Origin of the sequence: Blastopirellula sp. J2-11 (genome assembly GCF_024584705.1) — a bacterium.
Classification (GTDB): domain Bacteria; phylum Planctomycetota; class Planctomycetia; order Pirellulales; family Pirellulaceae; genus Blastopirellula.
Genome location: NZ_CP097384.1, coordinates 4,458,338 through 4,484,515, shown reverse-complemented (window position 1 = coordinate 4,484,515; position 26,178 = coordinate 4,458,338). Strand labels below are relative to the sequence as shown.

The 26,178-nt window shown below is 57.0% G+C and carries 30 protein-coding genes; 16 read left to right on the top strand and 14 right to left on the bottom strand.

Annotation, left to right across the window (positions count from 1 at the left end):
* Nucleotides 1-504 precede the first annotated feature (504 nt).
* The 6 genes from M4951_RS17765 to groES all read right to left on the bottom strand — a co-directional run bounded on the left by M4951_RS17765 (nt 505) and on the right by groES (nt 5,714).
* Nucleotides 505-909, bottom strand: coding sequence for a hypothetical protein (locus M4951_RS17765; protein ID WP_262022975.1), 405 nt, complete (start codon nt 907-909; stop codon nt 505-507).
* Nucleotides 910-984: 75 nt separating this feature from the next.
* On the bottom strand, nt 985-1,890 hold the full coding sequence (locus M4951_RS17760; RefSeq protein ID WP_262022974.1) for a DUF1559 domain-containing protein: 906 nt from the start codon (nt 1,888-1,890) through the stop codon (nt 985-987).
* A gap of 119 nt (nt 1,891-2,009) precedes the next feature.
* Nucleotides 2,010-2,432, bottom strand: a complete 423-nt coding sequence (locus tag M4951_RS17755) for a hypothetical protein (protein WP_262022973.1) — start codon at nt 2,430-2,432, stop codon at nt 2,010-2,012.
* Between the two features lie 66 nt (nt 2,433-2,498).
* The gene (locus M4951_RS17750) at nt 2,499-3,413 is read right to left on the bottom strand and encodes a DUF1559 domain-containing protein (protein WP_262022972.1); all 915 of its coding nucleotides are present in this window, start codon (nt 3,411-3,413) and stop codon (nt 2,499-2,501) included.
* 295 nt (nt 3,414-3,708) lie between these two features.
* Nucleotides 3,709-5,325 carry a chaperonin GroEL gene (gene groL, locus M4951_RS17745; RefSeq protein ID WP_262022971.1) on the bottom strand — a complete coding sequence of 539 codons (1,617 nt, stop codon included), beginning with the start codon at nt 5,323-5,325 and terminating at the stop codon, nt 3,709-3,711.
* Nucleotides 5,326-5,384: 59 nt separating this feature from the next.
* On the bottom strand, nt 5,385-5,714 hold the full coding sequence (gene groES / locus M4951_RS17740; protein WP_262022970.1) for a co-chaperone GroES: 330 nt from the start codon (nt 5,712-5,714) through the stop codon (nt 5,385-5,387).
* Between the two features lie 422 nt (nt 5,715-6,136).
* Between groES and M4951_RS17735 the strand changes: the two genes are divergently transcribed.
* Nucleotides 6,137-6,508, top strand: a complete 372-nt coding sequence (locus M4951_RS17735; RefSeq protein ID WP_262022969.1) for a hypothetical protein — start codon at nt 6,137-6,139, stop codon at nt 6,506-6,508.
* Nucleotides 6,509-6,629: 121 nt separating this feature from the next.
* Here M4951_RS17735 and M4951_RS17730 read toward each other — a convergent pair whose 3' ends face one another.
* Together M4951_RS17730 and hisI are read right to left on the bottom strand one after the other, a co-directional pair.
* Nucleotides 6,630-6,896 carry a hypothetical protein gene (locus M4951_RS17730; protein WP_262022968.1) on the bottom strand — a complete coding sequence of 89 codons (267 nt, stop codon included), beginning with the start codon at nt 6,894-6,896 and terminating at the stop codon, nt 6,630-6,632.
* A 164-nt stretch (nt 6,897-7,060) separates the two neighbouring features.
* Entirely contained in the window at nt 7,061-7,456 is a 396-nt protein-coding gene (gene hisI, locus M4951_RS17725; protein ID WP_262022967.1) for a phosphoribosyl-AMP cyclohydrolase, read from the bottom strand.
* 317 nt (nt 7,457-7,773) lie between these two features.
* Here hisI and M4951_RS17720 point away from each other — a divergent pair, with 317 nt between their 5' ends.
* The 3 genes from M4951_RS17720 (at nt 7,774) to M4951_RS17710 (ending at nt 10,131) form a co-directional block, all read left to right on the top strand.
* On the top strand, nt 7,774-8,304 hold the full coding sequence (locus M4951_RS17720; RefSeq protein ID WP_262022966.1) for a glycosyltransferase family 2 protein: 531 nt from the start codon (nt 7,774-7,776) through the stop codon (nt 8,302-8,304).
* Between the two features lie 470 nt (nt 8,305-8,774).
* Nucleotides 8,775-9,308 carry a helix-turn-helix transcriptional regulator gene (locus M4951_RS17715; RefSeq protein WP_262022965.1) on the top strand — a complete coding sequence of 178 codons (534 nt, stop codon included), beginning with the start codon at nt 8,775-8,777 and terminating at the stop codon, nt 9,306-9,308.
* The gene (locus tag M4951_RS17710) at nt 9,301-10,131 is read left to right on the top strand and encodes a transposase (protein WP_262022964.1); all 831 of its coding nucleotides are present in this window, start codon (nt 9,301-9,303) and stop codon (nt 10,129-10,131) included. The genes M4951_RS17715 and M4951_RS17710 overlap by 8 nt, the downstream gene beginning before the upstream one ends.
* Before the next feature lie 249 nt (nt 10,132-10,380).
* Here the strand turns inward: M4951_RS17710 and M4951_RS17705 are convergent, their stop codons facing one another.
* The 3 genes from M4951_RS17705 to M4951_RS17695 all read right to left on the bottom strand — a co-directional run bounded on the left by M4951_RS17705 (nt 10,381) and on the right by M4951_RS17695 (nt 12,105).
* Nucleotides 10,381-11,211, bottom strand: coding sequence for a DNA alkylation repair protein (locus M4951_RS17705; RefSeq protein ID WP_262022963.1), 831 nt, complete (start codon nt 11,209-11,211; stop codon nt 10,381-10,383).
* 6 nt (nt 11,212-11,217) lie between these two features.
* Nucleotides 11,218-11,544, bottom strand: coding sequence for a Dabb family protein (locus M4951_RS17700; protein ID WP_262022962.1), 327 nt, complete (start codon nt 11,542-11,544; stop codon nt 11,218-11,220).
* 93 nt (nt 11,545-11,637) lie between these two features.
* On the bottom strand, nt 11,638-12,105 hold the full coding sequence (locus M4951_RS17695; RefSeq protein WP_262022961.1) for a GNAT family N-acetyltransferase: 468 nt from the start codon (nt 12,103-12,105) through the stop codon (nt 11,638-11,640).
* 380 nt (nt 12,106-12,485) lie between these two features.
* Here M4951_RS17695 and M4951_RS17690 point away from each other — a divergent pair, with 380 nt between their 5' ends.
* From M4951_RS17690 to M4951_RS17635, 12 genes are all read left to right on the top strand, one after another.
* On the top strand, nt 12,486-13,271 hold the full coding sequence (locus M4951_RS17690) for a DeoR/GlpR family DNA-binding transcription regulator (protein ID WP_262022960.1): 786 nt from the start codon (nt 12,486-12,488) through the stop codon (nt 13,269-13,271).
* A gap of 32 nt (nt 13,272-13,303) precedes the next feature.
* Nucleotides 13,304-14,017: a phosphate propanoyltransferase gene (gene pduL / locus M4951_RS17685; protein WP_262022959.1), complete on the top strand. Its 714-nt coding sequence runs from the start codon at nt 13,304-13,306 to the stop codon at nt 14,015-14,017.
* A 188-nt stretch (nt 14,018-14,205) separates the two neighbouring features.
* The gene (locus M4951_RS17680) at nt 14,206-14,514 is read left to right on the top strand and encodes a BMC domain-containing protein (protein WP_002654587.1); all 309 of its coding nucleotides are present in this window, start codon (nt 14,206-14,208) and stop codon (nt 14,512-14,514) included.
* Nucleotides 14,515-14,552: 38 nt separating this feature from the next.
* Nucleotides 14,553-14,822 carry a BMC domain-containing protein gene (locus tag M4951_RS17675; protein ID WP_262022958.1) on the top strand — a complete coding sequence of 90 codons (270 nt, stop codon included), beginning with the start codon at nt 14,553-14,555 and terminating at the stop codon, nt 14,820-14,822.
* 51 nt (nt 14,823-14,873) lie between these two features.
* The gene (locus M4951_RS17670) at nt 14,874-16,061 is read left to right on the top strand and encodes an acetate/propionate family kinase (protein WP_262022957.1); all 1,188 of its coding nucleotides are present in this window, start codon (nt 14,874-14,876) and stop codon (nt 16,059-16,061) included.
* 3 nt (nt 16,062-16,064) lie between these two features.
* Nucleotides 16,065-16,517, top strand: a complete 453-nt coding sequence (locus M4951_RS17665) for a EutN/CcmL family microcompartment protein (protein ID WP_262022956.1) — start codon at nt 16,065-16,067, stop codon at nt 16,515-16,517.
* 64 nt (nt 16,518-16,581) lie between these two features.
* Nucleotides 16,582-18,021: an aldehyde dehydrogenase family protein gene (locus M4951_RS17660; protein ID WP_262022955.1), complete on the top strand. Its 1,440-nt coding sequence runs from the start codon at nt 16,582-16,584 to the stop codon at nt 18,019-18,021.
* A 4-nt stretch (nt 18,022-18,025) separates the two neighbouring features.
* The gene (locus M4951_RS17655) at nt 18,026-18,286 is read left to right on the top strand and encodes a EutN/CcmL family microcompartment protein (RefSeq protein ID WP_262022954.1); all 261 of its coding nucleotides are present in this window, start codon (nt 18,026-18,028) and stop codon (nt 18,284-18,286) included.
* Nucleotides 18,287-18,307: 21 nt separating this feature from the next.
* Nucleotides 18,308-18,976: a hypothetical protein gene (locus M4951_RS17650; RefSeq protein WP_262022953.1), complete on the top strand. Its 669-nt coding sequence runs from the start codon at nt 18,308-18,310 to the stop codon at nt 18,974-18,976.
* A gap of 25 nt (nt 18,977-19,001) precedes the next feature.
* Nucleotides 19,002-19,292: a EutN/CcmL family microcompartment protein gene (locus tag M4951_RS17645; RefSeq protein ID WP_262022952.1), complete on the top strand. Its 291-nt coding sequence runs from the start codon at nt 19,002-19,004 to the stop codon at nt 19,290-19,292.
* Nucleotides 19,293-19,354: 62 nt separating this feature from the next.
* Nucleotides 19,355-20,218 carry a class II aldolase/adducin family protein gene (locus M4951_RS17640; protein ID WP_262022951.1) on the top strand — a complete coding sequence of 288 codons (864 nt, stop codon included), beginning with the start codon at nt 19,355-19,357 and terminating at the stop codon, nt 20,216-20,218.
* A gap of 284 nt (nt 20,219-20,502) precedes the next feature.
* Nucleotides 20,503-21,444: a lactate/malate dehydrogenase family protein gene (locus M4951_RS17635; RefSeq protein WP_002654577.1), complete on the top strand. Its 942-nt coding sequence runs from the start codon at nt 20,503-20,505 to the stop codon at nt 21,442-21,444.
* A 13-nt stretch (nt 21,445-21,457) separates the two neighbouring features.
* On the opposite strand, the gene M4951_RS17630 is transcribed toward M4951_RS17635, so the two are convergent.
* From M4951_RS17630 to argJ, 3 genes are all read right to left on the bottom strand, one after another.
* Complete coding sequence (locus M4951_RS17630) at nt 21,458-22,999, bottom strand: TPR domain-containing glycosyltransferase (protein ID WP_262022950.1); 1,542 nt, start codon at nt 22,997-22,999, stop codon at nt 21,458-21,460.
* A gap of 194 nt (nt 23,000-23,193) precedes the next feature.
* Nucleotides 23,194-24,567, bottom strand: a complete 1,374-nt coding sequence (locus M4951_RS17625) for an IS4 family transposase (RefSeq protein ID WP_262022734.1) — start codon at nt 24,565-24,567, stop codon at nt 23,194-23,196.
* A 238-nt stretch (nt 24,568-24,805) separates the two neighbouring features.
* Nucleotides 24,806-26,014 (bottom strand): bifunctional glutamate N-acetyltransferase/amino-acid acetyltransferase ArgJ, encoded by a 1,209-nt coding sequence (gene argJ / locus M4951_RS17620; protein WP_262022949.1) that lies wholly within the window; start codon nt 26,012-26,014, stop codon nt 24,806-24,808.
* Between the last annotated feature and the right edge of the window lie 164 nt (nt 26,015-26,178).

The window sequence follows — 26,178 nt, the reverse complement described above, 5'->3', positions numbered from 1 at the left end:
CAATGAGCGTCGTAGCGATTATGTCGATTCAAGGCCAAGAGTTGGCCAGAACAAAACAGGGCCGCCGTAGGGAGACTACGGCGGCCATGCGAGTAGATAAGTTGCCGCTAGGTGCGTGGTGTGGAGGAGGGAGTCGCGAAGAGCCGTTGATTTGCGTGGAGCCCCCGGTGATGATTTTCGCATTTGGCGAAACGTTGGGACCACCGAAGTTGGCATGCCGTAAGTGCAAGCATTGCGCCGAAATCGTCGCGCGCGACGAAAAGCCTAGTTCGAGTCGGAAACGTACAACTTGGACCCTCTGACTGCCCCTCTGAGACGCTGCTTGCCTATTCGTCAGGCAGAGAGCGATTGCTTTGCGCGCGGTTTTGCGGGTCAAGCAATAGAAGCGGATAAAACGAGCTTCTTTGTCTCTCCAAATGAAGCTCCGCGTGCTTGATCGGCGCGTAAAAAAAGGTCGCCTTCTTCCAAAGGCGACCTTGCGTTGGCGAGTCTTAGCGAAGCATTTTAAGGTTGGGACTTCAACTCGAAATCTTGGTTCTCAAGATCCTCCGTGACGTTCAACTCCAGCGTTGAGCTCTTGTTGTATCGCTGGGGAACCGCTTCCACAAATCGGGTGGAATCCCCTTCAAGATTGGTTTTTCCGCCGGGAAGCGGAACTTCTTTTTGGGCTGAAATTTCGATCAGCTTGGGGCCAGGAAGCGCTTGCAGCTCATAGCTTCCATCGACGATGGAAGCTTCTACGCTGCCAACTTGACGCGTTGGATCACGTAACAAAATTTTGCCTGCAGTGATCGGCTGGCCATCCAGAGTCACCTGACCGGCGACAGTGTAGCGGGTTGGACCGCTACTGCCGCAACCGGTGAGTAGCGGCGTCGCGAGAATCGCGACGATGATGGATAAACGTAACATGGGCAGCACCATTGTTCCTTTCTGCAAATTGAAGAGACCAACACCGAGCAAGATTCGGAGATCTTGGCGTTTGAATTAGTACTCTCCTAGCACTTCGCCGCCAGCACGAGTGCTAAGCGCTTGCCATGTTGAAAGGTTGATCGTTTCTGCGATAAAGCGAGTTGAGCCGTCCGCAAGGGTGACCATGACGCCGCCGGGATGATAGCTGCGTGAGAAGTTTTGCAATTCATGCGAAACGCCGGTCGCGGTGCACGGCGCCTTCTCAAAGGTCGTTGTCTTGCACGAGTAGTTGCGGTCAGCGACGGTGCTGTTAGGCGATTCGAGCGTTGTAAAGCCATGCGATCCCCAGGCGCCGCCTCCCCAGTATCCGCCGCTTGAGCCCCAAGCGCCGGTACCAGGTCGCTTGATCGTTTCGCCATAGAGCAGCGTGTTGGAGCTTCCGTCGACCGTGTCACGAAAGCCAAGATTCGATTTGCTATAAAACAATCCGTCCAGTTCGTCGTATCGATGCATCAGGTCATCACCGGTATTGACGACGTAGTTGCCCTGGAATCCTGTGCCAGAGTTACCGCCGCTGGCGTCGCGATTGGCTTCTGAGGGACAAAGCAAGCCATCGATTACAACGCCTTGAATCGAAGCCGGCACGCTCTGCGTGTACGTTTCGGTATCCGCTTTAAACGCGTCGGACAAAGCGTTTTGTTCGATGAACGGGAGGATCGTCTGCATCCAACAGATGCGACGATGGGTCGCCATTTCGGGCGGGTCGCCGATAAAGCCGAACGGAAAGGAACCAAAGGTGTCGTGATAGTTGTGCATCGCCAGGCCAAGCTGTTTCATATTGTTCGAGCATGACATGCGGCGGGCCGCTTCACGCGCTTGCTGAACCGCCGGCAATAACAACGCAATCAACACGCCGATGATAGCGATCACCACAAGGAGTTCGACGAGCGTAAATGCTTTACGATGGTGGGAGAGATTCATTTCAAAGACTCGAATTAAGGTCAATAAATCAGCAAAGAAACTTGCCGAGAACTTTACCTGCCATGCGTTTGCAGGCCTCGGGCAAACGGTTTTCTCATCGAAAGATGACTACGGAATGATTACAACGCAGAGGGTTTCGTCGTCAGCTCAAAATCTTGCGACCCCATTTCAGGAACGACATTTACTTCCAGCGTTGACTCGGTGTTATATCGCTTGGGAAGCGCTTCTACCAAAGTGGTCGTATCTCCTTCTTCATTGGGCTTGTTTCCTGGCAGCGGCGCCTCTTTGAACATCGAGATCTCCACCAGTTTCAGGCCAGGGAGCGACTCCAATTGATAGACGCCCTGCTTGATTCGCGCTTCTACACTGCCGACCTGGCCCGATTTGTCACGAAACCAGATATAGCCGGATTCAATGGGCTCGCCGTCGAAGGTAATTCGGCCTTCGACTTTGTACTTTGGGGGACCGACCGGGCCGCAGCCGATCGCCGCCAAACAGGCGATCAAGAGGCAGCCAATGGCATATCGTATTATGGAACGCATTGTTTCGTATTTCTTGTGTTCTTCAAGATAACTCGTGATATCGGAAAAGGCAATGTCCAATTATTTTCAATAGTCGCCGATCACTTCGCCGCCGGCTCGCGTGCTGAGGTTCTTCCAAGTTTGCAGGTTGATCGTATCAGGCACAAACCGTGTGGAGCCGTCGCCCAGGCAAACCATGACGCCACCGGGATGGTAGCTGCGAGCGAAGTTTTGCAGCGCGTTAGACGTGCTGGTTGCAATGCAGGGAGCTTTGGCGAAGTCGGTCGTCTTGCACGAATAATTTCGATCCGAGACAGTCGTATTCGGCGATTCAAGCGTCGTATAGCCATAGGCGCCCCAGAGCGCACCTCCCCAATATCCGCCGATCTCCCCCCAAGCGATCGCATTGCCGGGACGCTTGATTCCTTCGCTCATCAGCATGGTGTTGGAGGAGCCGTCGATCAGGTCCCGAAATCCAGTGCCAGAGTTGGGATAGAAAATACCGTCTAACGGATTGGAACGATGCATCTGGTCATCGCCGGTGCAGCCGATGTAGTTTCCTTGGAAGCTAAAGTCTTTTGCGTTTCCACCGCGAGCGTCAGGGTTCGCTTCGGAAGGGCAGATCAAATCTGCAACGACGACTTGTTGAATGCCGGTCGATTCCGCAATGGAGTGGACCTGGCTCGTTTGATCGGCGTAGTACAAATCGTACAGCGGCTGTTGCTCGATATAGGGCAGGATCACCTGAAACCAGCAGAGACGCTTGTGAACATTGACCGCATTTTCGGTGAGAAAACCGCATGGCAACGTGCCGTAAGTCCCGTGATAGTTGTGCATCGCCAAGCCGACTTGCTTGATGTTATTGGAGCACGACATGCGGCGAGCCGCTTCGCGAGCTTGTTGCACTGCCGGCAACAAGAGGGCGATCAAGACTCCAATAATGGCGATGACGACCAGCAGTTCTACAAGCGTAAAACCGTGACGGCGAGCAGAGGAAGGCATAAGCGACTCAAGATGCGTGTGAGGGAGGAGATACAAACACGCAAGGATTCCATAGCAAGCCGCATACCGTACCGCTATTTCCATTGCGACGGTGAACTAACCCCTGGTCTGCGCAAAGAAACGACTATTATTGCAAGAAGATTGCACGAGAAATCAGCAGCGGCGCCGCGGAGATCGGCGCCGTCGCATGTCTACTGATTTTTACAAAAAAAGGGCCGCACTTTCGTGCGACCCTTTTCGATTCGTGATTGCAGCAAAGCTCGACTTGTGAAAAGTCTTCGCTTCGCCGAAACGATTAATACATGTCGTGATCGCCGCCGTGTCCGCCTTTGGCGTCCTTCTTCGGCTTTTCAGCGATCAGCGCGTCGCTGGTCAGCAGCAAGGTTGCAACGCTGGCCGAGTTGGCCAGAGCGGTCTTGGTGACGCGAGCCGGATCGATGACGCCCGACTTGACCAGGTCTTCGTAGGTGTCGGTCAAAGCGTTGTAACCGTAGTTCCCTTTGCCTTCGAGAACCTTTTCGCAGACGATGCTGCCGTCTTTGCCGGCGTTGTTCGAGATCGTCGTGATCGGAGCGCGGCAAGCTCGGATCACGATGTTGTAGCCGATCTCTTCGTCATGGCTCAGATCCTTCGCTTTCACTTCCGAAGAAGCACGAAGCAAAGCGACGCCGCCGCCCGGCAAGATGCCTTCGGCCGCTGCAGCGCGAGTCGCGTGCAGTGCGTCTTCGACGCGAGCCTTCTTCTCTTTCATTTCGCTTTCGGTCGCGGCGCCGACGTTGACCTTGGCCACGCCGCCGGCCAGTTTGGCCAAACGCTCTTCCAGCTTTTCTTTATCGTAATCGCTGGTCGATCTCTCGATTTCGCGACGGATCTGCGTGATGCGATCCTTGATGTGCTGGGTCGATCCGGCGCCTTCGATGATCGTCGTGTTGTCTTTGTCGACGATGACCTTTTTGGCGCGACCCAGTTCGGCCAGGCCTAGGCTTTCCAGCTTAATGCCCAGGCTTTCGAAGATCGCGGTGCCGCCGGTCAGAATGGCGATATCTTCCATCATCGCTTTGCGACGATCGCCGTAGCCCGGAGCTTTGACCGCACAGCACTTGAAGGTGCCGCGGAGACGGTTGATGACCAACGTCGCCAGGGCTTCGCCTTCGATGTCTTCGGCGATGATCAACAGCGGCTTGCTCTGTTGAACGACCGCTTCGAGGACCGGAACCAGGTCCTTGATGTTGGTGATCTTCTTTTCGAAGACCAACACGTAGCAGTCTTCCAACACGCACTGCATCGTCGCGGCTTCGCTGACGAAGTAAGGCGAGAGGTAACCGCGATCGAACTGCATGCCTTCGACCCATTCGACTTCGGTCGCCAGGCTCTTGCCTTCGTCGACGGTGATGACGCCGTCTTTGCCGACCTTTTCCATCGCGTCAGCGAGCAGCTGACCGATTTCGCGATCGTTGTTGGCCGCGATGCAACCGACGTTCGCCATCTCCTCTTTCTTCTTGATCGGAATGGACATTCCGGTCAACTTGGCGGTGATGTCGGCGACCGCCTTTTCGATGCCCGCCTTCATGTGAATCGGGTTGACGCCCGAGACGACCGCACGCAGACCTTCGTTGAAGATCGCTTCGGCCATCAGCGTCGCGGTGGTGGTGCCGTCGCCGGCGACGTCGCTGGTTTTGCTGGCGACTTCGCGAACCATCGCGGCGCCCATGTTTTCATAGACGTCTTCCAGCTCGATTTCTTTGGCGACGGTGACGCCGTCCTTGGTGACGGTCGGGCTGCCGAAGCTTTTCTGCAGAATGACGTTGCGGCCCTTCGGACCCAAGGTCGTTTTTACCGCTTTGGCCAATTTGGAAACGCCGCGGCGAATCGCTTCGCGAGCTTCCTGGTCAAACGCAATCATTTTCGCCATGAAAGTTTACTCCTGTAAGGATTTAGCTTGTTCGGGTGGGGATCCGTGCGAGCGACAAATTAATCAAGCAACACGGCTTGAATGTCGTCTTCGCGGATCAAGATGACTTCTTCATCGCCGATCTGGAACGTGTCGCTACCGGCGTAACGGCCGAAGATCACGCGATCGCCAGGGGCGACCTGCAGCGGCGAACGACTGCCGTCGTCCAGCAAACGGCCATTTCCGACGCTGACGACAACGCCACGCGAAGGTTTGTCTTGAGCGGCGCCCGGCAGGACAATGCCGCCGGCGGTCGTTTCTTCGCTTTCGTCACGCTTCACGACCACGCGGTCGCCAAGGGGTTGTAGACGGGGCTTGGAAGCAGTTTTCTTTTTGGTCGCGGTCGCCATTCGTCGATTTCCTCCGAGAATGATCCTGGTTTGAGGAACATAGGGGTATGCCGATGCCGGGGGCCAGGAGCGCACCGGCTGCCAATCTTGCGGAATTTCAAGATGGAGCCCTTTAATAGCAACCGCTGTGCCAACAGACTGTCTCGTGTCGTAAGTCCTTATATAACCGATGATTTCGCAGCTGGGCACTTGGGCAGCGACCAATTTGTACCGGCGGTCTGCCAATCTGACAGAAGTCACACATCACAGCTGGCGGACGATGAATAAGGGTTCAGGTCCTTTTCGCTTCTAAGCGAGAATGGAGCCCTGATTCGGACTGTTCCGCGTCTCGGCAAAAATCTCCTTGCACGGATCTATCGTCTCCCTGATCATGCATTGTGCCCCTGTTTATGGATTCAATTTCTCCTTCGCGAGGACTCCTCATGCAAAAGCTGATTCTCCCTTTCGTCTTGTTCTGTTGTTTAAGCGCCGCCGCGATTGCGGTCGCTAAGAACGGCAAAGAGAAGCAGAAACTACAGCCCCAAGGGACGTTCGACGTCGAGTTGTGCTCGCTAGGAAACGGTCGCTGGGACGCGATTCGCTACAACCTGGTCACCGGCGAAAGCGCCCAGATGCAGGAAGGCGCTTGGGTAAAACTGGAAGCGCCCAGCAATTTAGAGGATCGAACCGGCGCCTACCGAGTCAAGATGACGCAGACCACCCAAGGTCGCTGCGCCGCGATTCTGTTTGATGAAGATGACGGCCAGTCTTGGCATCTGAACAATGGTCGTTGGCTACCGATCGCCGGTCCCTAGAAATGAAATTGGTTTCTCGGCTGTGGGCCATAATTTTGGCCCATTCGTGCAGTGGATATAGAAAAAGGACCGCATGTTCGTGCGGTCCTTTTTGTGGATTGGAAAGTTAATTCGGGAGTTGTTATTGCGCGAGAAAACTGGCGATCATGCCGATAACGATCGCACCTGACCAAATTCCCATGATCTGGTGGGTTTGCAACTTGTCTGCTTTTACCCAGCCCATGACAAATGTGATTAATCCGCCGATCGCACAGAAGAGTGTCACGAGACAAATGATTCCAAGCGTCGCTTCATCGTTCTGGAACATCTTAATGATGACCATGATGTAACAACCGATGCTAATAATCCCGCATACCCCCAGCACGAACATCATTATTATCGCAAGCATCTAGCGTCTCCCCCAGTCAAAAGATGTAATACCCCTGCAACTGACGCCCAATATATCGGGGGGAGAATCTGCGGCCTAGCGAAAAAGTAAGGATTAGTCGGCAAAATTATTGATTTGGACGATGCAAATTCCGGTTGTGGGGAAATGGAGAAACAGGGGTCAATTTACGGTTTTTTTCGATACGCCTGAGCGGGATCGACCAAACGATTTCCCACGATGTGCGTGTCGGTTGTCGTGATCTGACGGAAGAAGCAGGTTCGGTATCCCTCGTGACAAGCGGCGCCTGCTTGGCGCACTTTCAGCAGCACGGTGTCGGCGTCGCAGTCGACAAAGATGCCCATGACGGTCTGGACGTGACCGCTTTCTTCTCCTTTGCGCCACAGTTTGCTGCGGCTACGGCTGAAGTAAACCGCTCGACCAGTGGCCAGCGTCTCGGCGAATGCTTCCGCGTTCATCCAGGCCATCATCAGCACTTCGCCGTTGTCAGCGTCTTGGGCGATCGCAGGGACCAATCCGCCCGCTTTGGCGAAATCGGGTTCTCGGGGTAAGTCGATCGGCATGGCCGCAGCGCCTTCCAATAGAAGTTAAGGGACCAACCCAGTTTGCGGGTCGGCGGCGGTGTTGGTCAAGTCGGCAGCCCAACGACAGTCGACGTCCAAGGTCAGAATTGCCCTACGTAATTGTCACGACCGAACTTTGCCGCACGAACGGCTTAAGCACACTTGAAACGGGGAGATTGAAAAAGGTTCAGCCTTCCGCCGATCTTTCCCAATGCGGGTGCTATCACTCCGCTATTGCCTGACAGTGCGCCCCCAAACTGACCGTCCTGGGAAAGATTCCCGGTACGCATGATGACACGATTGAAAGAGGTGAGACGTTGGATAAGTCGCTGAGCCTAATCATGCCGGTTCATAACGCCCAGCAATGGCTGGCGCGCGACGTTGAACGTCTGCTCGACGTCCTCCCAGAAATGACCGATCGGTTTGAAGTTGTCATCATTGATGACGGATCGACCGACCACACCGAAGAAGCGGCCCAAGAACTGTCTTGCCGCTTCCCGCAAGTGAAATTACATCGACATCCTCGCTGTACCGGAATCGCAGCGGCGGTCGATACCGGCAGTCGCCATGCCGAAGGGGACGTCGTGTTGATCCATGACGCCCGCAAACCGGTTGTCGAATCCGATCTGCTGGGAATGTGGCAAATGCATCAAGAGAACGCAGTGCGACCGATCGCGCCAACGCCGCAAGTCCCCACTAAGCCGGGACTTGGGCTTGATCAGGATCTGCTGGAGCGACTGATGCAGTGGGGTTCGGATGTCAAGAAAGAGCGTCCGACGCACTCGCCAGATCGGATGCCGCGGCCGAATTTCCTGCGTAAAGTGAGCAACTTCGCGCTTGGCGAATAATTCCAGCAAAAAAACTAACAGCAGGATCGGCAGCGCTAGGTGTCAACTTGTGGCATCTATTTGAAAATAGCTCATTAATAATCCTTGAAATCAATACCGAATTCCGCTAGAATCCACAGTCGCCATGAGGGACACCAGGTCCATATCTTTCTAAAAGAGGCACTTTCGGATTTATTTCGTGCCTGGAAGGTTTCTCAGGCGATCCCATCACTTTCTGGGGCCGCTCTTCAAGTCTCATCAAACCTGAGCGACCACAGAGAAAATTAGGCGTCGGGATACGCGATCACAGTCAACTCAGGACAGTTGATTTGCGTGCGCGGCGGGTTAGCGGAACAGAGTTCGATTTCCAATCTCATGGGCAATTTTTTTGCATACCGACTTGTTCGGTATGACGTTGCTGCGCGGTGAGGAACTTGCTTCTTTGCTTTCGCTCCCATTTCGGCGTCTCCGGAACTTAGGGAGGACAGATTATGGCAACGGTTCCCTTCGAACTGACTCGCGGTTCGTTAGCCTTTGTATCTCCACGCATTCGCGCACAGCCTGCCCGGCCGCTGCATCGAATCCGAGAGGTACGAAAGGAACAAGGCGTATCGCTCCGCACGGCAGCTCGGCGACTTGGAATTACTTCCTCGCAAGTGCGCGACGAAGAAGAGGAAACGTCCGATTTGCTTCTGAGCCAACTTTATCGTTGGAGTCAGTCGCTGGACGTTCCTGTACAGGACTTGCTGGATGAACCGGAGTGCGATCTATCGGCTCCGATTCGCGAGCGAGCTCAATTGGTCCGCGTGATGAAGACCGCGAAAGCGATCCTCGAACGGGCCAAAGAGCCCAGCATTCGCATCATGGCTGAAACGCTCGTCAATCAGCTCAACGACATTATGCCGGAGCTTTCCGACGTGAACGCTTGGAACAATGTCGGCCAGCGTCGTTCGCTGGACGATTTGGGACGGACGGCCGAGCGCAGCTTCTCAGAAGAATCGGTCATTCGCTCGATGCGTGATTGAATCGAGAAATCAACTTTTGCGCGGCATGGTCGTTTCGCCGACCGCCGCGCCAAGCGGAAAGCGATGGCGCGATGTTCTCATCACGTCTGCGCCGAAATACCATGACATCCGAGCATCACCGGATGATGGAACACTAGCCCGCAGCGCCAGCGAGGGAATGCGGTTGGCGATCCTCATACGGATTGAAGTCGCCAGCCGCATTCCCTCGCTGGCGCTGCGGGCTAGTGTTCTAGAGGGCTCGAAAAAGTGTAATTTTATAAAACGCCAGCAAGGAAAAGCGGCATCTGCCGACAAGGAAGTCACAGGCTCTCATCCAGTCAACGCTTCGATCATGGTGCTCGATGATCCAGATCAGCCCCCGCAACCAGATCCTCTGGGCTACTTGCTGACTTGGACTGTCTACGGCACATGGTTGCCCGGCGACAAGCGAGGTTGGATTCGACGGAATCAGGGGGATCAATTGCCGGATGATGTTCGAGAGAAGTATGCCGGTGCGAACATGTCCGAAGCGACGACCCTGCTTGATAGGCGGCAACGAAAGCTTGTCGAGGAGACGATTCGGGCTCACTGTCTCCATCGCGGTTGGGAGTTGCATGCGGTAAATTTCCGAAGCAATCACGTGCATGCTGTCGTCTCCGCAGCGACGCCTCCCAAGGTGGTTCTTCAGCAACTCAAGGCGTGGACTGCACGGAGGCTAAATGAGCTTGGCCCGAAGAGAATGAAATGGTGGACCGAGCGTGGAAGCGGTCGGTATTTGAATTGCCAGAAGAGTTTGGAGGCGGCGGTTGTTTACGTGATTGAGGGGCAAGATCGTACGGGATAGTAGGCGGATTCCCACGCTGGCGTTTTTTTTTGAAGTTGCTCTATTTGGCAATTCTAGAAGTAATGAACACGGATGAAGAACGGTAAAACAGGGTCAGAATCAATCGGAAATCGTCACACTAGCCCGCAGCGCCAGCGAGGGAATGCGGTTGGCGATCCTCATACGGATTGAAGTGGCGAGCCGCATTCCCTCGCTGGCGCTGCGGGCTAGTGTTTTGTCGGACGACAAATCCCGCTTGCGGGGAAAATTCTATTTGCGCAACGTGCGTAGCGCACGATGGACAATTCTCGCCGTTTGCGGCGTTGGTGATTCGCTTTGCCAGCGATCGCACGTTTTTCGCACCCAATCGGGTTGCGACTTGCTGGCGTCATTCAGCCAGTTCGCTACCGAGTCTTGCACGTATTTTGCTTCATCGCTGTTGCAAGCGTCCAGAAGCTCGATCATCGGCGTCGGATCGTCTTTCAAGCGTTTTAGATGGGCGCACCAAACGCCGCAGGGGCGCGTCACTTCGATTGCAAAGCGGCGGACGAACGGGTGCGAATCGACGGTCCATTTCTGCAGGCGGTGGACTTCGTCGATCAACGCATCTGGCGCCGGAGAGCGAACGCACATCCAGGCGATCTCCCGCACGCCGGCGTTGGCGTCGACCGCGAACTTGCGCACCCTTTTTAGACGCTGTGGAAAAGTAAGTCGCGGGTTGGCGCCGTCGGAAAATGCGGCCCAGATGCGGACGACATCACTGGGGTGAGTCGCCATTCGATCGTAGATTGCCGCCGAATCTTCCGCTTCATTCAACGCCGCAAAAAATGCGGCGCCGATGCCGGTGGATCGCTGCATGACGCCGGCTTCTCGAAGGCCGCGCGCCGTTTTTAGCAGCGATTTTTGCGTTCGGTCGTCGTCCAGGCCGATCTCGGGCAAAATCGCTTTGAGCAACTTGACCTGGTCGATGACCAGCCATTCGACCAGGTTGCGCGACTCGATCTGGCCAGCGTTCAGCGCTTTCAGCACATCTGCCGGGACTTCGCTGCGGCGGCGGGCCGGCTTGCGAGCAATCAGATCTTCGATGGTGCGCGGCGCCACAAGGTTTTACTCGCCGCCGACGGTTGAATCGAAGACGCGAACCTGAGCCCAGCCTTCTTTGTTCTTGGCGATGAATTCCAGGTGACGTTCGGCGACCTGATAGGCGTTTTGCGACTCGAGCGAATCGAAGATCACATGCAACGCGACGTCAAAAGCGCGGTCGTTGACCGGGCGCTCCAGTTCCGGCGTCAACAGGCCAGCGGCGTAATACAGGACGCCGGGATGCCCTGACAGATATTTATGACACTCGGCGACCATCGCTTCTTTCGCTTCGACTGACTGGTCTTTCAGCGTGAAGAAAACGTTGTGGGCGATTTGTTGGCGATCAGGCATGGGGTATCTCGTACGTATTCAAGTCAGAAGCGGGAAAACCGTACTCTACCGAGACTTCGCATGATCGGCAATCGGCGGTGAGACGACGGCAGGTTAAGCCGTTTCGTATCCGTGCCTGCCATAAAATGTGACGGCCGGTCGCCAGCTTGCAAGGGTCTCGGCCGAAAGTTGATGAACTCCAGCGTCCCAAGCCGCTTGTTCCAGCGCGCAGAGCAGCGCCGAAGCGACTCCCTGTCGACGCACCGCAGCATCGACCATAAGCCAGTGGATCCGCCCCTGTTCGCCGCCAACTTCCAGCGTCACCACCCCGCTTGCCTGAGGACGGGAGGGATGGATCGCCCACCACATCTGTTGCGGCGAGAACCAGTCACGAGCGGTGACCTCGCGCTGAAATCGCGCTGCGGTCCAGCGGTCAACGCCGCTCAGAAAGATTTCACCATGCAAGCGAAGCCAGTCAGCGGGAGAAGGGTGAACGTTGTAGGAGACGATTGCTGCTGTCGTCTCAGGCGGCGACGTCGGCCGGGTTGTTAATCGCTTTGTCAGGTGCAGAGGAAGTGACATCGGCGAACGGCTTGGAATGACAGGGAACGTGGAAATCGGCGCCCACCATGATAGTAGCTGCGCAGGGGGATTGCGGTCATCGAGTCGGCAAATGTCCGATTCTGTCTGACAGAAAACCGCCAATCCGATTTGGCGGCTATTGCCCATTCTGACGATTTTAGCGGTCAAAATGCCGTTATTATTTTCCTGGAGTCCCTATCTTTATTTTCGCAACTACTGCTAGCAACTAGGTTTGCGGCAATATGAGCTTTTCATGAACTTGAATCACCGGCAAATGCGCAGAATCTTTCACCGGGTGATTGTTTTTCGTCAAATAGGGATGCATAATCTAGGTTGAGTAAAGAAAGAAGCTAAACTGCTACCCTTCAGGATCACCAGATATGCAAGCGGACGTGCGGAGAGCACGACTGTTAGAGATGGTGCGGTCGCGAGGATTCGCGTCGCTGCCAGATCTGGCCAGTGAACTGGAGGTTTCAGAATCGACGGTCCGGCGTGACCTAGATTCTTTAGAGGACTCTGGTTCGGCCAAACGAACGCATGGCGGCGTCTTTTACACCGGACCGGCGCCCAATCTCCCTCACTTCGAGCTGCGTCAGGAGATGCAGTGGGAGAAGAAGCGGCAGATCGCTCGAGCGGCGAGCGTGCTGATCGAAGATGGCGATACCGTGCTGCTCGACGGCGGAAGCACGACCTATGAGCTGGCTCAGCTGTTGGTCGGGCGAACGCTGCAAGTGGTCACCAACTCGCTGCCGGTCGCGAACTTGTTCATGGCCAGCAACACAACCGATTTGATTTTTGTCGGCGGCTACGTTCACAACCGAACCGGCGTTTCGTGCGGGCCGTACGCGACCGAAATGATCGCCAAGTTGAACGCTCGGCGCGCGGTGCTCAGCACGGCCGGAATTACCGAGCAAGGATTATACAACAGCAACCTGTTGTTGATCGAAACCGAACAAGCGATGGTCCGCGCCGCCGGCGAAGTGATCATCGTCGCCGATAGTACAAAATTTGGACGGCAGAGCCTGGCTCACCAATGTCCGCTTGATGAGATCGACCGCCTGGTGGTCGATGACCAGATAACGCCCCCGTGGCTGACGGTGCTGCAAGACGCGGGGATCGACACGATCGTCGCTGACAGTACGACGCCGCCTGAAGCTGTACGATAAACCCTCCGCATGCCTAGTCGATAAGTCGCCCCATGACGCAAGCTCCGACTCTCGATCGCTCGACCATCGAACGTATCGTCCGCCAGATTGTCGCCGGCAACTCGGCGCCGCAAGCCGCTTCGCCAGCTCCGGTGATCGCCGCGCAGACCAAGTTAGTCGTCAGTATCTCGGCGCGTCACGTTCATCTGACCGACGCGCATGTCGAAACGCTGTTTGGCCCGGGGCACACGCTGACCCCGATGAAGGACTTGTACCAAGACGGCTTTTACGCCGCCGAAGAGACCGTGATGGTCGTCGGTCCGCGTCGCCGGATGTTGGAAAAGGTTCGCATCCTGGGTCCGACTCGCGACTATAGCCAGGTCGAACTGGCCTTTACCGATGCGATTTCGCTGGGGATCGAAGTTCCGGTTCGCGCCAGCGGCAAGATCGCTGGAACGCCGGGTTGCGTACTGGTCGGTCCGCGCGGCGTGGTCGATTTATCGGAAGGGGTCATTCGGGCCGAACGGCATGTGCACATGAATCAAAGCCACGCGCAGTTTTATGGAGTCGCCAACGGCGATCGCATGAACTTGCGAGTCGTTTCCAACGGCTGCACGATCCTGTTTGAGGATCTGCTAGTGCGAGCCGACGAAGTTAGCAAGCTGGAAGTTCACCTCGATACGGATGAGGGGAATGCGTGCAACCTGGATGCGGCGACCGAGATTACGCTGCTGAAGCAGGAGCCGTGCGGCTGCAAGACGCACTAGCGAGCTTCCAGTGCTCGCCGACATGAGACATGAACGTCCGCGCCGGCCGCTTGAGACTGCACCATGATGATAGATGGTCGGCCGCGGGCGTTTTTTTGACAACTTGAACGTGACGTCGTCTTCGCGCAAGCGGATGCGGCAATTTGAAATTTTCGTTTCCTGTTTTTTGAATCGGGAGAGACAACCCCATGGCGAAGGCAATGGAAGCGTTGGGCATGATCGAGACGAAGGGCTTTATTGCTCTCGTCGAGGCGACCGACGCAATGATGAAAGCTGCGAACGTCAAGTTCGTCGGCTGGGACAAAGTTGGCAGCGGTTTGGTTTCGGTTTTCGTGACCGGTGATGTCGCTGCGGTCAAAGCCGCTACCGACGCCGGCGTCGCGGCCGCTGGACGTATCGGCGAAGTCGTCAGCGTTCAGGTCATTCCGCGACCGCACGATGATCTGACGGTGGTGTTGCCCCCGTCGGTCAACTACGGCGGCGGTTCCGCCGGTTAGTCTCCCATTCCCATGTATTCCCCACAGGAATTAAAGCGATGAACAGTGCAATTGGTCTGATTGAAACCAAGGGGTTGGTTGGCCTGGTCGAAGCGACCGACGCCATGGCGAAAGCCGCCAACGTCAAAATTACGAAGCGCGTCAACATCGGCGGCGCCTTTATTACGGCTGTGGTGACCGGCGATGTCGGCAGCGTTCGCGCTGCGGTCGAAGCAGGCGCCGCGGCGGCTCAGCAAGTCGGCGAATTGGTCGGCAGCCACGTGATTCCGCGTCCGGCTGACGGTCTGGTTGACGCCTACTTCAGCTAGTCGAGAGATGGTTCGTTTTTCCCGGTACGCATAGGAAGGAGCCTCAACGCGATGAAGATATTGGTAGCCAACCTCGGTTCGACCAGCTTCAAGTACCGCTTGTTTGACATGGAGAGCGAAACGCAGCTAGCCCGCGGCGGCATTGACCGCATCGGCGGCGGCGAAAGCTCTTGCTCTGTCGAGATCGGCGCTTGGAGCGAAAATCGAACGGCGCATGTTCCTGATCACGCGGTCGCTGTGCAGCAATGCTTGGCGCAACTGACCGATCCGGAGCATGGCTGTCTGCAATCGGCGGATGAAGTAGCCGCGATTGGATTCAAAGCGGTCCATGGAGGACGCGTTTCGGGCGTACAGAAGGTCACGCCGGAAGTGCTGGAAGCGATGTCGGAAATGAGTCCGGTCGCCCCAGCTCACAATCCGCCCTACATCAAAGCAATGCGATTGTTGGGGGAGAAGCTTCCTGAGATTCCGTTGGTAGCGGCGTTTGAAACCGGTTTTCATTTGACCATTCCCGATCGAAATCGTTATTACGCGATTCCGAAAGCGTGGTCCGATGAGTACCTGATTCAACGCTGGGGCTTTCATGGAGCGAGCCACCGATTTATCGGAGTTCGTTCCGCCGAGCTATTGGGACGCGACGACCTGCGAGTGATCTCATGTCATCTGGGCGGCAGCAGCAGCTTGTGTGCGATTCGCGCCGGGCAAAGCATGGCCACCACGATGGGGATGAGCCCGCAGACAGGTTTGCCGCAGAACAATCGGGTCGGCGACTTTGACGCCTACATCCTACCGATGCTGATGGAGAAAACCGGCAAGTCGTTGGAAGAGATCCTCGCCTATCTTGGCAGCCATGGCGGGTTGTTGGGCATCAGCGGCGGCGTCAGCGGCGACATGCGTGATTTGGAAGGAGCCGCCGCAGGCGGTAACGCCGATGCGCAACTGGCGCTCGACGTTTACATCAGCGAAATCCGTCGTTACTTGGGCGGCATGCTGGTCGAGTTGGGAGGCGCGGACGCGATCATCTTCACCGGAGGAATCGGGGAGAACGGCAAGGAAGTTCGAGCGGCCGTTTGTGCGAACCTCGGCGAACTCGGAATTGAACTGGACGCGACGAAAAACGACGCCGTCCAAGGCGAGTCGGCGATTCATGCCGACGGCGGCCGCACGCAGATTTGGGTCATTCCGACCAACGAAGAGTTGATCGTAGCCCGACAAACCAAGCAACTGTTGGAGAGCTGATCCATGTTCATCGCGAAAGTGACCGGCTCGGTCATCGCCACGCAAAAAGTGGAGTCGATGGTCGGCAACAAGTTGCTGGTCGTCGAGCCGTATCGCTTGGAGCCGAAGGATCGCGGTTCGCTGGTCACGACGGGACGAACGTTTATTGCGGTCGACATGCTGGGCGCCGGAGTCGGCGACTACGTGTTGATCACGCAAGGCTCCAGCGCTCGCTTGACGCCGGAGACGAAGCACCTGCCGATCGACTGCGTAGTGGTCGGGATTGTCGATCAGGCGCATATCGATCATGCCTGCGTCTATTCGCGAGAAGAAACGCCGGCGCCGGAAACCAAACCAGAAGCCAAGCCGGAACCTGCCGCCAAAAAGTCAAAGCCCAAAGCGGCGCCGGCTCCGAAACCGGCTCCGCCGACGGAACCGGAACCGACGCCTGAGCCCGAAGCGGGCTCGGACGAGTAGTTTTCCCAGAACAGCGACACCCAGCGCGGGCTGACCGCGCACCACGATAACGAAAGTTTTCGCCATGCAAATCGACGAATCCTTGATCCGCAACGTCGTCGCTCAGGTGCTGGCCGAAGTCGGCCAGGCGCCGGCCGCAACGAGCGGCTTCACCGGTCGCCGCGGCATTTTTGATTGTGCCCACGAAGCGGTTCACGCCGCTCGCGAAGCGTTCGAGCGACTTTCGGAGCGAACGATCGCCGATCGCAAGCAGGTCATCGACATCATCCGCCAAATCGCGATGGACCAAAAGGTCGAGCTCGGCACGATGGAGATGAACGAAACGCAGATCGGTCGTCTGTCGCACAAGATTGAGAAGCTCGAAACCTTGGGCAAGATGACCCCCGGCGTCGAGTTTTTGGAAAGCAAAGTCTACAGCGGCGATCATGGTCTGGCCATCATCGAGCATGCTCCGTTTGGCGTCATCGGCTGTATCACGCCGGTCACCCACTCGCTGCCGACCATCACCGGCAACGCGATCAACATGATCGCCGGCGGTAACACGCTGGTGGTCAATCCGCATCCCGGCGGCAAGCTGGTCGCGGCCGAAGGCGTGCGGCGCTACAACGAAGCGATCTTCCGCGCTTTGGGGATCGACAACCTGATCTGCGTGATCGCCGAGCCGACGCTCGAAACTGCCGACATCATCTTCCATCACCGCGACGTGGCTATGATCTGCGTCACCGGCGGACCAGCCGTCGCCAGAGCGGCACTCAACTCGGGCAAGAAAGCAGTCGTCGCCGGACCCGGCAATCCGCCGGTTGTGGTCGATGAAACGGCCGACCTCGATCGAGCCGCTCGCTGCATCATCCAAGGCGGAGCGTACGACAACAACTTACTGTGCATCGCCGAGAAAGAAGTTTTCGTCGTCAACTCGGTCTTTGATGACCTGATGAAAGCGATGGAACGAGCCGGCGCCGTTCGTTTGAACTCGGCCGAGATCGATCGCCTGACTCGCGTTGCGATCTCCGAAGTCGAAGTGAACGGCAAAAAGAAAATGGTCGCCGCCAAAGATTTTATCGGCAAGGACGCGGCCGTGCTGGCCAAAGCCGCCGGTAAGAACATCAACTCGCAGGTCGAATTGATCTTTGGCGAAACGGACGAGCACAACCCGTTTGTCCCGGTCGAACAGATGATGCCGTTCATTCCTTTCGTTCGCTGTCACGATGTGAATGAAGCGATCGAAAAGGCGAAATTCTATGAACACGGCTTCCGTCACACGGCGATCATTCACTCGAACAATGTTCGCAATATGACCCGCATGGGGCGCGCGATGGACACGACGCTGTTCGTCAAAAACGGTCCCTGCATGGCGTCGCTCGGCTTGGGAGGCGAAGGTTATATCTCGTTCTCGATCGCCACGCCGACCGGCGAAGGAGTGACGACGCCGTTGACGTTCACGCGTGAGCGACGCTGCTCGCTGATTGACGATCTGTGTATCCTCGGTCACCCGAGCAAGAGCTAAACCTATGAATCTGGCCAAGGTAGTCGGCACGGCGACCAGCACCGTCAAGCATCCTTCGATGCAAGGGTGGAAGCTGCTTGTCGTGCAACCGCAGCAAGCCGATGGCGTGACCCCCGATGGGCATCCGCTGTTGGCGATTGATGCGGTCGGCGCCGGGCCAGGCGAGATCGTGATGATCACCAGCGACGGCGAGACGACCCGCGAACTGTTGGGTTTCCCCAAGACGCCGGTTCGCTGGACGGTTATCGGAATCGCCGACGAATAACAGCAACGCTTTGAGATGGACATGCAACTGAACTCGGAACAAATCGAACGCATCGTGCGGCTGGTCGTCCAGCAAGTGCGGACGCTCGCCAAAAGTTCTGAGACGACAGTGTCGCTGGCTCCGAGCGTGGAGATTTCAACCGACGGCAGCGAAGTCGCTCTGGCGGATCGCGTGGTCACGATGGAGACGCTGGAAGGAAAAATCGGCGGCGCCAAGGCGCTGGTCGTTTCTCCCACGGCGATTGTGACTCCGGCGGTTCGCGACGCATTGCGTGATCGCGGCGTCCAGCTGCGACGTGATAGCGAAGCGGCCCAACGAGCCAAAAAACCGGTCGAAGTGTTGGCCTTCGCCGCCAGCGGCGTCACGTCCTGGCGCGAACGCGGGCCGGTGGGCGTCTTCATTGATTTGACGTCAACGGTCAAGCAAGCGGCGCTGGCCGTCCAACAAGACAAGATCGTGGTTTTGCTAACCGAGTCGCCCGAAGCGGCTTGTTGTGCGGCGAATCGCGATACCGAAATTCGTGCGGTGTCGGTCGACTCGATCGCGACACTCGAGCGCGTTTTACCGCAAACGGCGGCGAATGTCATCGCGGTCGATCCTAGCAAGATCGCTCGTGACGAGATCGCCAAGTTCATAGAAACGATTCACCTGTATCAGACTGTCGCAGCGCCGGCAGCGCTGTTGCGATAGTTACTACCACGAAGACGAAGAACTCATGCGAATCGCAGAAATCGTCGGCAAGGTGACGCTTAGTCGCGTTCACCCCAGCTTGCAGGGCGCCCAGCTCAAACTGGCCGTACCGCTGCTGCTGGAGGATTTGCGCGGCGAGACCGATCTGCTGGAGGCGGAGTTTTTGGTGGTGTACGACTCCTTTTCGGCGGGCGTTGGCGAAAGAATCGCGCTCAGCGAAGGGGGAGAAGCGGCCCAACCGTTTTATCCTGAACTGAAACCGGTCGACGCGTACAACGCGGCGATTCTCGATACCGTCCATTTACGTGACCAATAATTGACTAGTCACCCCAAAACTGACTAGCGACCCTGTCTCCTAATAGAGCGAGCAGACAAGCAATGATGAACGTTCACCGAATCAAGCAAGACATTTGTGAAATCGGCCGTCGAATCTACAACAAAGGATTCGCCGCCGCCAATGACGGCAACATCACCGTCCGCGTCAGCGAGAACGAGATTCTCTGCACGCCGACGATGCAGTCCAAAGGCTTCCTGAAGCCGGAAGACATCGCGACGATCGACATGACCGGCAAACAGATCGCCGGCAGCAAGCCGCGATCGAGCGAAGCGTTGCTGCACTTGGAGATCTATCAGCGTCGCGCCGACATCAAGAGCGTCGTCCATTGCCATCCGCCGCACGCGACCGCGTTCGCGATTGCCCGCGAGCCGATCCCGCAATGCGTTCTGCCGGAAGTCGAAGTCTTTCTGGGGGACGTGCCGATCACCAAGTACGAAACTCCCGGCGGCAAAGCCTTCGCCGAAACGATCCTACCGTTCGTCGACAAGACCAACATCATCTTGTTGGCGAATCACGGCACGGTCAGCTACGGCGAGACCGTCGAGCGCGCCTACTGGTGGACCGAAATTTTGGACGCCTATTGCCGCATGCTGATCTTGGCGAAGCAGTTGGGCCGCGTCGAGTTCTTCTCGGAAGAGAAAGAACGCGAACTGCTCGACCTGAAGCAGCGTTGGGGGTGGAGCGATCCGCGCAACACCGAGGAGTACAAAGATTGCGACATCTGCGCCAACGACATCTTCCGCGACAGCTGGAAAGATTCGCTGATTGAACGTAAAGCGTTTCCCGCTCCTCCCGCGATGGGCCCCAACGCCAACAAAGCGGCCGCTCCCGTGGCCGGCGATCAAGAAGCGTTGATTCAGGCGATCACCAGCCGCGTGATGGCCGAGTTGTCGAAACGCTCGTAGGACGTCGTTTTTTGAAGTTATGACATAGAGCACGGCGACACACGGTTTTGTAGCGGTAAGACACGGTCGGAATCAAGTCGCAAATCGTCACACTAGCCCGCAGCGCAAGCGAGGAAATGCTGTTGGCGATACAAACAGGGATATGGAAGTGACGAGCCGTATTCCCTCGCTTGCGCTGCGGGCTAGTGTCCAATTGGTTCTCAAAATCGGAACTTCAAGGCTCGCGCTTCGGGCTACGAAGAGTTAGCAACAATAGCAGATCACTCCCTGACAGGTTGAGAGTCATGAAAGTTAGCATCATCGGCGGCGGCGGTTTGGTTGGTTCGTGTGCGGCGTTTGCGCTGCAGTGCGGCGGCATCGCTCGCGAAATCGCGCTCCTGGACCTCAATGCCGATCTTGCCGGCGGACACGCTTTGGACTTGCTGCATGGCGCTCCCAGCGTCGCCGATCAGGTCATCACCTCGGGCGGATACGAGCATATCCCTGATAGCGACGTGATCTGCATCACGGCGGGGCTTCGCCGCAAGCCGGACGAAAGCCGCTTGGATCTGATCAACCGCAACGTCGATCTGTTCCTTTCGATTTTGGACAGCGTCAAAAGCGCCGGCGTCAAAAAGGATGCGATCTGCTTTGTCGTCTCGAACCCGGTCGACATTCTGACGTATCTGGCGGCACAGCGACTCAATCTGCCGACCAGCCGCGTGATCGGGCTCGGTACGCAGTTAGACACCATTCGCTTTCGCGCCTTGATCGCGCAAGAGATGAAGCTCCCGCCGACGCAAGTCAAGGCGCTCATCCTGGGCGAGCACGGCGACAGCATGTTGCCGGTCTGGTCGGCCGCAACGGTCAACGGCTTGCCGCTCGACAAGTTCCCCGGCTGGACGCCTAATAAAGCGACTGAGCTGTTTACCCGCACTCGCGGCAGCGGCGCCGAAGTGATCAAGAAAAAGGGGGGCGCCGGGTTCGCCGTCGGTATCGCGATTCGCGATGTGATCGAAGCGATCGCGCTCGACAAGAATCAAGTCTTGCCTGTTTCCAGCGTGCAAAACGGCTGCTACGGCATCCGTAACGTCGCGCTCAGCGTCCCGACGTTGGTGGGGCGCGACGGCGTCGCCGGTACGTTTGAGGTTGACCTCTGGCCCAAGGAAATGCAGCAACTGCGTCACAGCGGTCAAGTGCTGCGTCAGACGTTGGAAACCGTTCTAAAGCGAGTCGGCGGCAACTAGCGGCCAACATGCTTTAGATGCAATTCGTATCACGCTGCGTCGCCGCTTCGGCGGCGGCATGGGCTTTCTTCGACGACGTTTCGCTCGAGTCGACGCGAATCGTGCGCGATTCGCCGGGCACGGTCAGATTCGAGTTCGCCTGTTCGATCGAACCGAGCAGTTGTTGCGGTTCGAGCGAAGTCGTGTCGAGCGTGCGCCAGACTTGCAAGATCTCGATCGCTTCGTCTTGCAAACCCAACGCTAGTAGCGAAATGCTAAGCCAACGCAGGCAAAGCGGCTCGCGGCAACCGTTACGGTAAGCGGTTTCCAGATAAGGTCGAGCGGCGACCCAGTTCTTTTGTGCGGCGGCGGCTGCTCCGCGAACCGCGCTGCGATACGCTTCGCGATTGGGGAAGCTCTCGGGGAGCAATTGGACTTGGTTCATCGCTTCGGTGCGCCGCGCATACTTCACATGCATGTCGATCAATTGGCGACGTAGTCGGATCGAGCTGGGGTGCTCGACCAGCGCCTGATTCAAGATCTCTTCGGCCTGCTCCGGCTGGCCGGCGAGTTGCGTCGCCAATGCATAACACGAAACGGCGATCTGATCGATGTCTTCGATGTGCCAGGTCTCGGGATTGATCTGGCCATACTTGTAGGCGGTTTCAAACGAGCGAATCGCCAGTTCCAAGTGTCCTTGCGACTGCAGATAGCCGCCCATCGCGCACAGCAGTTGGGCGTCGAGCGGATAGGTTTCGAGCGCCGCCAGGCAAGTCTGAATCTGGTTTTCCAGACCGTTCTCTTGTTCGTCGAAGGCGGTCAAAATGCCGTAATACGATTCGAGCGAGTCGGTCGAATTTGGCTCGGCGAGTTGTCCCGCTTGTTGATAGAACGTCAGCGCGTTCTTGTGATCGCCCAGGGCTTGCATCGCTTCGGCCATGCAGATCAACAGGCGAGCACTGGGGCCAATCTCATGGATTTCCAAATTGACCAGCTGAATATCGCGAACCGCTTTACGGCTCTTGCGCTGCGGATCATGTTCGATCAGATCACGGCGAATCGGAAAGGGAAGTGCGGCCAACTGCATTTCGCACTCGGCCAGCGAGACGAGCGGCGTTTCACGCACTCGGCCTTCAAAGCGTATGTTTCCCTTGTTTGGCAACAAGCGAATCTTGCCGATTTGTTCGGATCCAATTCCCCCGGCCGCTTGCGGAACCTTGACGATCATCACGTAAGCGAGCGACGGATCGGCTTCTGCGTTGACAAATTGACGCAGGTTCTGGGCGTCTTCGACATCCAGCTTTTCGCCCGCATCGAGCCACAATACCCAGTCGCCGGTCACTTGGGTCAGTGCGAAGTTGCGCGCCGCGCTGAAGCTATCTTCCCATTTTCGTTCAATCGCCGTGACGCCGTGCGATTGGGTGATCGCGATGGTGTCGTCCTGCGAGCCGGTGTCGACCAATACGATTTCGTCGGCGATCCCTAAGATGCTGTCGAGCGTAGCGGCCAACGTGTCAGCCGCATCGCGCACGATCATAGCGACGGTCAGTTTTCGCGGGTTGGCTTCCATACTCATCGGGCGATCCATCCTTCTAGGCGGAAGATATATCAAGCTGGCGCAGCACGTCGCAAAGTCAACGACTGATGCGAGAGTGTACCGCTATCGCTCAATCGAAGACAGGGCGATTTCGCCGCCGGCAATGCAGTGCTAGCAAGGAGAAGAAAGGGAAGAGGAAAAGGGGGTCAGACCCGAATGGCACGAGCTTAACTCTAAGCCGCTGTTGCGTAACGATTTCGAGGCGTTTGCATTAGTTTATACGCTTTCGGCCGCCGTTTAAGTTCTCGTGGTTCATTCCGGTCAGGGCGAGCGCCGACTTCCAGTTGGCGGATCGTTTGCAAGAGGTTTTCCCACTGGGACTCTTGTTGCTTCGTGTTCCAGCGGAGTGCGGCGGCGAACTCTTCGATCGCTTGCATCGCTCCGGTAAAGCTGAGCCGCCACGGAGGCAGGCGAAATTTCAACGCCGTCGCCAGCATCGCGGCCCGCACCAGATTGTAGCCGATCATGTGGCAGTGAAGTTCCTTCACAACCATCGCCGGACTTTTGCAGCGGAGGTGGTCCATTTGCATTTGCGTTTTCAAGCTCCGGATATGCAACTCCGCTTGCCAGCGGCGACGATACAAATCGGCCAAGTCTTCCGCTCGATAAACGTCAGCCTGTAGCAGCGTCGTCGCCAACGTGATTTGACGCGTCCGAAATCCGCGCTGCGTGACTTGATATCGCAAGTGACGTACGAGAATCGACGACGGGTAGCTTTCATATTCCCGCTGCGTCATCCACGTCGGCCGCTGCGGCTTCGAATAGCTCACGACCTGATCGCAGTCCCCTTGGCGCAAGCCTCGGCGAAAGTCGATTTTGCGAAGATGGTGCGCGCGAGCCACGATATCGATCCCGCGCAGTTCCGATAAAGCGAGCAGCCAGAAGCTGGCGTAGTAACGATCGGCGAGCACGATTTCTCCCGAGTGAAACTGCGACAAGAGCGTTCGCAACAGTGACGTCTCGCCTGTCTCCTTGCCGGCGTAACGTCCCATCGCAAACATCGTCGCCGCGCCGGTCGCTAACGAAAAGAGATGCACGATCCGCGTCAAGGGGAAGCCGCAGCCAGGCTTCTGGCTTTTCATTTGCGGATAGGCGGTTTGATTCGCGCGGGTGTCAGCCATCGTGACGGTCGTGCCGTCGACGATGACCACTTCGCGTCCCTGGAACCGCCAATCGCCGACGCCAGCTTCATCGCACTTTCGCGCCGTCCAAGCGAGCAGTCGTTGAAACAATGCAATCGGCAAGCGGCGCCGCGCTTGGCAATAGGAAGTGGTGTCGCCGCTGCAGCGCGGCAGCCCCTGCGCCATTCGCCAGGCGTTGAGACGAGTGACGACTTGCTGACAACTATGATCGGCTGACAGCGTCTGCATGACGAACATCCACACGACGACCATCGGCGAATAGATGCGCTGCCGAAACGAGAAGCCGATCTCTTGACAGATCGCGGTGACAACGCCGTTGGGCAGCAGCAACTCGCTGACGAAGATCGAAACGTTACGGAACTTGCTTTGAACTTCCTGCGGCGAAGCGTTAAACTGATCAGACACGGCGGGGCCTCCTGAAACGGCGATTGTTACACCACCAATTCAGCGAAGCTCCGCCGTCTTTTCAAATCATCTCGCTAAGTTGCAGTGACGAGCACCTGCTGTCGCAAGATCTTGCGACAGCACCTTTCGACGGTTACCGCATCCTGGGGCGGAGGCTTTAAGCTCGTGCCATTCGGGTCAGACCCCAGTTTCGCCGCGAAACTGGGGTCTGACCCCCTTTTCCTCTCGGACTTCAACACTACGTCGAGTAATCGGCGTTGAATTTCACGTACTCGACCGTCAAATCGCTCGCCCAAACGCGTGCGCCGGCGTCTCCCTCGAACAGGGTCAGTTGGACGTGCGTCTCAAAACTTCCTTTGATCGAACTCGAGACGGTCTTCGCGTCGAACTTGACCGGCGTCCCGGTCTGATAAAGCAGAATGTCATTCAGACGGAGCTCCAGTTTCAGCGGATCAAACGTCACGCCGGCATAGCCGACGGCCGAAACGATCCGGCCCCAGTTGGGGTCGCCGCCGGTGATCGCCGTTTTGACCAGCGGGCTGTCGGCCACTTCGATTGCAATCTTCTTGGCATCCTCGCGCGTCGCGCACCCTTCGACATCCACCTTGATCAGATGGGTCGCCCCTTCGCCGTCGGCCGGGATCAGCTTGGCCATTTCTTCGCACGCCGCTTTCAGCTCGCATCGCAATTGAGCGACTTGCGAATCGGTGAGCGGAGCGCCTCCTTCGGCGCCGCTGGCCAGCATCAGCAACGTGTCGTTGGTGCTCATGTGCCCGTCGACGCGAATGCAGTTGAATGTCTCTTCCGCGACGTCGCTGAGCAGCGTTTGGGTCTGCTCGGTCGAAAGGGGCGCGTCGGTCAGGACGATGCCCAGCATGGTCGCCATGTTGGGGGCGATCATGCCGGCGCCTTTGCACATGCCGCTGATCTTAAAGGTGCGGCCGTCGATTTCGGCCGTGCGCGAAGCGATCTTGATCCCGTTGTCGGTGGTCAAAATGCCGCGCGCCGCTTCCAAAAAGGCAGGCGCTTCGACACCGGTTTGACCTGCCGCGGCGGCGATTCCGTGGCGAATCTTTTCCATTGGCAGCGGCACGCCGATGATGCCGGTCGACATCACCAAGACTTCGTCCGCCGAAGCGCCAATCTGCTCGGCGACGATCGCAGCCATCTCGGCGCAGTCTTTCTCTCCCTGCTCTCCAGTGCAAGCGTTGGCGTTGCCCGAGTTGGTGATGACGGCGCGAATTTTATCCGAAGGCGTCCGACTGCGATCCCAACGAACGGGTGCGGCGAAGACTTTGTTGGTGGTATAGACGCCTGCGGCGGTCGCCGGCGCGTCGCAAACGATCAAGGAGATATCTTCCTTGTTCGGGTTCCGCTTCAGTCCGCAATGGACTCCCGCGAAGCGAAATCCAGCCGGAATCACGATCTGTTTGGTGGGTTCGTCCATTTCGCCGTCACTTATATTGATTTCAACGGTATCGAGTGAATGTTTTGAAGTTTGTACCGCTTTCCCTCTTCGTAGCCCGAGCGAGGGAAATGACGAATGACTAAGGACGAATGTCTAACAAAGCTCGAAGCATGAATAATCTCGTGAACTCATCATTCATTCGA

Excerpts from the sequence above, each read along its gene's own strand:
- M4951_RS17765 (WP_262022975.1), bottom strand. The coding sequence starts at position 909 with ATGTTACGTTTATCCATCATCGTCGCGATTCTCGCGACGCCGCTACTC.
- M4951_RS17760 (WP_262022974.1), bottom strand. The coding sequence starts at position 1,890 with ATGAATCTCTCCCACCATCGTAAAGCATTTACGCTCGTCGAACTCCTT.
- M4951_RS17755 (WP_262022973.1), bottom strand. The coding sequence starts at position 2,432 with ATGCGTTCCATAATACGATATGCCATTGGCTGCCTCTTGATCGCCTGT.
- M4951_RS17750 (WP_262022972.1), bottom strand. The coding sequence starts at position 3,413 with ATGCCTTCCTCTGCTCGCCGTCACGGTTTTACGCTTGTAGAACTGCTG.
- groL (WP_262022971.1), bottom strand. The coding sequence starts at position 5,325 with ATGGCGAAAATGATTGCGTTTGACCAGGAAGCTCGCGAAGCGATTCGC.
- groES (WP_262022970.1), bottom strand. The coding sequence starts at position 5,714 with ATGGCGACCGCGACCAAAAAGAAAACTGCTTCCAAGCCCCGTCTACAA.
- M4951_RS17735 (WP_262022969.1), top strand. The coding sequence starts at position 6,137 with ATGCAAAAGCTGATTCTCCCTTTCGTCTTGTTCTGTTGTTTAAGCGCC.
- M4951_RS17730 (WP_262022968.1), bottom strand. The coding sequence starts at position 6,896 with ATGCTTGCGATAATAATGATGTTCGTGCTGGGGGTATGCGGGATTATT.
- hisI (WP_262022967.1), bottom strand. The coding sequence starts at position 7,456 with ATGCCGATCGACTTACCCCGAGAACCCGATTTCGCCAAAGCGGGCGGA.
- M4951_RS17715 (WP_262022965.1), top strand. The coding sequence starts at position 8,775 with ATGGCAACGGTTCCCTTCGAACTGACTCGCGGTTCGTTAGCCTTTGTA.
- M4951_RS17700 (WP_262022962.1), bottom strand. The coding sequence starts at position 11,544 with ATGCCTGATCGCCAACAAATCGCCCACAACGTTTTCTTCACGCTGAAA.
- M4951_RS17695 (WP_262022961.1), bottom strand. The coding sequence starts at position 12,105 with ATGTCACTTCCTCTGCACCTGACAAAGCGATTAACAACCCGGCCGACG.
- M4951_RS17690 (WP_262022960.1), top strand. The coding sequence starts at position 12,486 with ATGCAAGCGGACGTGCGGAGAGCACGACTGTTAGAGATGGTGCGGTCG.
- pduL (WP_262022959.1), top strand. The coding sequence starts at position 13,304 with ATGACGCAAGCTCCGACTCTCGATCGCTCGACCATCGAACGTATCGTC.
- M4951_RS17680 (WP_002654587.1), top strand. The coding sequence starts at position 14,206 with ATGGCGAAGGCAATGGAAGCGTTGGGCATGATCGAGACGAAGGGCTTT.
- M4951_RS17675 (WP_262022958.1), top strand. The coding sequence starts at position 14,553 with ATGAACAGTGCAATTGGTCTGATTGAAACCAAGGGGTTGGTTGGCCTG.
- M4951_RS17670 (WP_262022957.1), top strand. The coding sequence starts at position 14,874 with ATGAAGATATTGGTAGCCAACCTCGGTTCGACCAGCTTCAAGTACCGC.
- M4951_RS17665 (WP_262022956.1), top strand. The coding sequence starts at position 16,065 with ATGTTCATCGCGAAAGTGACCGGCTCGGTCATCGCCACGCAAAAAGTG.
- M4951_RS17660 (WP_262022955.1), top strand. The coding sequence starts at position 16,582 with ATGCAAATCGACGAATCCTTGATCCGCAACGTCGTCGCTCAGGTGCTG.
- M4951_RS17655 (WP_262022954.1), top strand. The coding sequence starts at position 18,026 with ATGAATCTGGCCAAGGTAGTCGGCACGGCGACCAGCACCGTCAAGCAT.
- M4951_RS17650 (WP_262022953.1), top strand. The coding sequence starts at position 18,308 with ATGCAACTGAACTCGGAACAAATCGAACGCATCGTGCGGCTGGTCGTC.
- M4951_RS17645 (WP_262022952.1), top strand. The coding sequence starts at position 19,002 with ATGCGAATCGCAGAAATCGTCGGCAAGGTGACGCTTAGTCGCGTTCAC.
- M4951_RS17640 (WP_262022951.1), top strand. The coding sequence starts at position 19,355 with ATGATGAACGTTCACCGAATCAAGCAAGACATTTGTGAAATCGGCCGT.
- M4951_RS17635 (WP_002654577.1), top strand. The coding sequence starts at position 20,503 with ATGAAAGTTAGCATCATCGGCGGCGGCGGTTTGGTTGGTTCGTGTGCG.
- M4951_RS17630 (WP_262022950.1), bottom strand. The coding sequence starts at position 22,999 with ATGAGTATGGAAGCCAACCCGCGAAAACTGACCGTCGCTATGATCGTG.
- argJ (WP_262022949.1), bottom strand. The coding sequence starts at position 26,014 with ATGGACGAACCCACCAAACAGATCGTGATTCCGGCTGGATTTCGCTTC.